This window comes from Halomonas campaniensis (genome assembly GCF_014193375.1).
Lineage (GTDB): Bacteria > Pseudomonadota > Gammaproteobacteria > Pseudomonadales > Halomonadaceae > Halomonas > Halomonas campaniensis.
Genome location: NZ_JACHZF010000056.1, coordinates 1 through 4,226, shown reverse-complemented (window position 1 = coordinate 4,226; position 4,226 = coordinate 1). Strand labels below are relative to the sequence as shown.

General features: G+C 69.6%; 4 protein-coding genes. 2 read left to right on the top strand and 2 right to left on the bottom strand.

Features of this window, described 5'->3' with window-relative positions; genetic code table 11:
- Positions 1-109: 109 nt before the first annotated feature.
- A complete protein-coding gene (locus BDK63_RS18110) occupies positions 110-700 on the bottom strand; it encodes a GspH/FimT family pseudopilin (protein ID WP_183334523.1) in 591 nt (196 codons plus the stop codon).
- Positions 701-795: 95 nt separating this feature from the next.
- Between BDK63_RS18110 and thiO the strand changes: the two genes are divergently transcribed.
- On the top strand, positions 796-1,887 hold the full coding sequence (gene thiO / locus BDK63_RS18105; protein ID WP_183334522.1) for a glycine oxidase ThiO: 1,092 nt from the start codon (positions 796-798) through the stop codon (positions 1,885-1,887).
- A 9-nt stretch (positions 1,888-1,896) separates the two neighbouring features.
- Here thiO and BDK63_RS18100 read toward each other — a convergent pair whose 3' ends face one another.
- Positions 1,897-2,163: a PP0621 family protein gene (locus BDK63_RS18100; RefSeq protein ID WP_183334520.1), complete on the bottom strand. Its 267-nt coding sequence runs from the start codon at positions 2,161-2,163 to the stop codon at positions 1,897-1,899.
- 101 nt (positions 2,164-2,264) lie between these two features.
- On the opposite strand from BDK63_RS18100, the gene BDK63_RS18095 reads away from it, so the two are divergent.
- Positions 2,265-3,896 (top strand): NAD+ synthase, encoded by a 1,632-nt coding sequence (locus BDK63_RS18095; protein WP_183334518.1) that lies wholly within the window; start codon positions 2,265-2,267, stop codon positions 3,894-3,896.
- Positions 3,897-4,226 lie beyond the last annotated feature (330 nt).

The window sequence follows — 4,226 nt, the reverse complement described above, 5'->3', positions numbered from 1 at the left end:
TTTGTCATGGCGGCTGTAGCGGTTGATTCTGGATTAGGCCCTTGAATCATAACCGATTTTCAGCCGCCTTTTTCATGTCTGATGCAATATCCAGGTTAGTCTCGCCACCTCAACACTCTGTCGCCTGGTCCTCGGGCACCCTGACGCGTCCCATATTGCTGATGATGACCTCCACCGCCCTGCCATGCCTGCCGCAGATGGTGAAGGTGCCGTTGTGGCCCCGGCTCCAGCCCGTCGACTGGAACCGAATCGGGTAGTCGCGGTTGAAGCGGATCTCGGGGCCACCGCTGGGCTCGACGACCTTGAGGATCTCCACTCCCGACAGGTCGCCGGCGGTGGCATGGCCATCCAGGATGGCGATGGGCAGGCTCCAGTCGTGCTTCTCGCACTGGTCCGCGTCGGGGGTATTGACCGGGCAGACGGCAATCACCTGGCGTCGTGTCACCGCGGTGCTCTTGGCCATCGCCAGCGCCGAGGTGATGCGCATCACCTCGGCCGCGACCTCGTTGCGTGCCGTGAACTGCTGGAAGCCGGGTATCGCCCAGGTGACCAGGATCGACAGCGCGGCGATGGCCGTGATCAGCTCGATCAGCGTCAGCCCATGCTGATGCCGGGGCGGGCAGGGCTTTGCCAGCCCCCGGCGAGCACCGGTATGGTAACGGCTGGCGTGGCGGTAGCGGCAGGGTGTTGCGGGGTGCATGATGCCCTCCCGGAGTGGGCTCCTTGACCGGCGGGTGGTCTCTTCACCCTAGCCAAGCCCCGCCAGCCCCCTGTCAGCGATAACGGACGCGTCCTGTGAGTGAATTTCTTGTCGTGGGTGGCGGCGTCATCGGCATGATGACGACGCTGCAGCTGGCCGATGCCGGCCATTCGGTGACCCTGATCGAGCGCGGCCGCTGCGGTCGCGAGGCCTCGTGGGCCGGGGGTGGCATCGTCTCCCCGCTCTACCCCTGGCGCTACAGCGCGCCGATCTCGCGCCTCTCCACCTGGTCGGAGGGCTACTACCCCGAACTGGCCCTGCGCCTGCTGGAGGAGACGGGCATCGACCCCGAGTACCGCCAGAGGGGGCTGCTCTACCTGCGCGTGAGCGACGAGGCCCGTGCCATGGCCTGGGCGCGGCAGGTCGGCAAGCCGCTGGAGCGGGTGGGCCCCGACTTCCTCTATGCCAAGGAGCCGGCGGTGGTCCCCGGCCTCGAGGAGGCGCTGTGGATGCCCACCCTGGGCAGCATCCGCAATCCGCGGCTGGTCCGCTCGCTCCATGCCCGGCTCGCCGCCATGCCGGGCGTGACGCTGCGCGAGGGGTGCGAGGTGACCGGCTTCCGCATGGCGGCGGGGCGGGTCGAGGCGGTGGCGACCGCGGATGGCGAGGTGAGCGGCGGCCAGGTGATCGTCTGCGGCGGGGCCTGGGCCGCCGGGCTGCTGGCACCGCTGGGCGTGAGCCTGCCGGTGCGTCCGGTGAAGGGGCAGATGATCCTCTTCCGGGCGCCGCCGGGGCTCGTGCGCCGGGTGGTGCTGATGGACGGGCGCTACGTGATTCCCCGGGCGGACGGCCGGGTGCTGGCGGGCTCCACCCTCGAGGAGGCCGGCTTCGACAAGACGATCGACGCCGCGGCGCGCGAGTCGCTGTGGGAGAGTGCGGTGGCCATCGCGCCGGCGCTGGCCGGCTGCGAGGTGGAGCACCACTGGACGGGGCTGAGGCCCGGCTCGCCGGACGGGGTGCCGTTCATTGGCGCGGTGCCGGGGGTGGCCAACCTGCATGTCAATGCCGGCCACTACCGCAACGGCCTGGTGCTGGCGCCGGCCTCGACGCGCCTGCTGGTGGACCAGCTGCTGGGGCGCGAGCCGATCGTCGATCCGGCGCCCTATCGGCCGGGGAGGGAAGGGTAGCGCACGGCGCTACTCCTCGTCGGTGCGCTTCTCTTCCAGGTAGCGGTCGCGGTGGGCGCTCGAGCAGAACCACTCGCCCTGTTCGCGCAGGGCGTCGGTCTCGGGCACGTGCACCTGGCACCAGGTGCAGCGCACCATCTGTCCGCCCTCCTGGCGGTCGTCACCCTCCAGCAGTTCCTCGCGGTCGAGTTTCCACTCCCGGTACATGCGATAGAGCTTGAGGCCAGCGAAGAACAGCACGGCGAAGATGATCAGGCGGATCAGCAAGAGGTTCATTCCTGTGGGGACTCCCAGGTGGGGGTGGTCGGCTTTGCCAGTCGGCCGCCCTTGCGGGACAATGGAGGCTATCCTTCGATTCTCGAGAGATTTCTACGCCCATGCAAGACCTGACGCTGGTGATGGCTCAGCTCGACCCGCTGGTCGGGGACATTCCCGGCAACACCGATCGTGCCATCGAGACGGTGCGCGAGGCGCGCATCGAGCATGGCGCCGACATCGTGGTGCTGCCCGAGCTGTTCCTGACCGGCTACCCGCCGGAAGACCTGCTGCTGCGGCCCTCCATGGAGTCCCGCCTGCGGGCCGCCCGCACGCGCATGGCCGAGAAGGTGGTGCGCGACGTGCTGGTGATCGTCGGCTATCCCGGTCGCCGCGAGGGGCAGACCTGGAACCTGGCCGGCGTGCTCTACAACGGCGAGTGGCTGGGCGAGTACGCCAAGCAGGCGCTGCCCAACTACCAGGTGTTCGACGAGCAGCGCTACTTCGCCGCCGGCCGCGAGCCGCTGGTGATCGATCACAAGGGGGCGAAGCTCGGCCTGCTGATCTGCGAGGACCTGTGGGACGGCGAGCCGGCCCGCGCCGCCAAGGCCGCCGGCGCCGAGATCCTGGTCAGCCTCAATGCCTCGCCCTTCCACCAGGACAAGCCCGCCGAGCGGCTGCGTCTGCTCGAGGAGCGGGCCGCCGAGGTGGGGCTGCCGCTGGTCTACGTGAACACCATCGGCGGCCAGGACGAGCTGGTGTTCGACGGCGGATCGGCCTGCGTGAATGCCCAGGGCGAGCTGATGGTCCAGGCGCCCCACTGGGCGGTGGGCCTGATGCCGGTGCAGTTCGTGCGCGAGAAGGGGCGCTGGGTGCCACGTCCGGGCGAGACCGAGCCCGAGGTCGAGCCGGAGGAGAACCTCTACTGCGCGCTGGTCACCGGCCTGCGCGACTACGTCAACAAGAGCGGCTTCGAGGGCGTGGTGCTGGGCCTCTCCGGCGGCATCGATTCGGCGCTCTCGCTGGCCATCGCAGTGGATGCCCTGGGCCCCCAGCGCGTGCATGCGGTAATGATGCCCTACCACTACACCGCGGACATCTCGAGGCAGGATGCCGCCGAGCAGGCGGAGATGCTGGGGGTCGCCTACGAGGTGATGCCCATCGAGCCGATGGTCGAGGCCTTCATGGCCACCCTGGCCGAGAGCTTTGCCGGCACCGAGCGTGACACTACCGAGGAGAACCTGCAGTCGCGGTGCCGCGGCGTGCTGCTGATGGCCATCTCCAACAAGAAGGGCCTGATGGTGCTGACCACCGGCAACAAGAGCGAGATGGCGGTGGGCTACGCCACGCTCTACGGCGACATGGTGGGCGGCTACAATGCCATCAAGGACGTCTACAAGACCTGGGTCTACCGCCTGGCGCGCTGGCGCAATACCCAGTCGCCGGCGATCCCCGAGCGGGTGATCAAGCGGCCCCCCTCGGCGGAGCTGGCGCCCGACCAGCAGGACAGCGACTCGCTGCCCGACTACGACACCCTGGATGCCATCCTGGTGCGCTACATCGAGGGGGACATGAGCGCCGAGGCGATCATCGAGGCAGGCTTCGACCGCGACGACGTCTACAAGGTGGTCCGGCTGGTGGACCGCTGCGAGTACAAGCGCCGCCAGGCGCCGGTGGGCGTGCGGGTCACCCGCCGCGGGTTCGGCCGCGACCGCCGCTATCCCATCGTCAACGGGTGGCAGCCGGGGGAGTGACCCATAGCGCCTAGCGGAAAGCGCCGAGCCTCCAGCCGCTCAGCAACGGGCGGCAGGTGTTGAGGTAGAAAACGAGAACCCCCGTCGACTCGATCTCGGCGGGGGTTCTTCGTTGACGCCGGTAGCGATGGAGGCAGCATCCTGGAGCGCTCGGCGCTCGGCGCTCGGCGCTCGGCGCTCGGCGCTCGGCGCTCGGCGCTCGGCGCTCGGCGCTCGGCGCTCGGCGCTCGGCGCTCGGCGCTCGGCGCTCGGCGCTCGGCGCTCGGCGCTCGGCGCTCGGCGCTCGGCGCTCGGCGCTCGGCGCTCGGCGCTCGGCGCTCGGCGCTCGGC

Coding starts and splice junctions, on each gene's coding strand:
- BDK63_RS18095 (WP_183334518.1), top strand. CDS start 2,265: ATGCAAGACCTGACGCTGGTGATGGCTCAGCTCGACCCGCTGGTCGGG.
- BDK63_RS18110 (WP_183334523.1), bottom strand. CDS start 700: ATGCACCCCGCAACACCCTGCCGCTACCGCCACGCCAGCCGTTACCAT.
- BDK63_RS18100 (WP_183334520.1), bottom strand. CDS start 2,163: ATGAACCTCTTGCTGATCCGCCTGATCATCTTCGCCGTGCTGTTCTTC.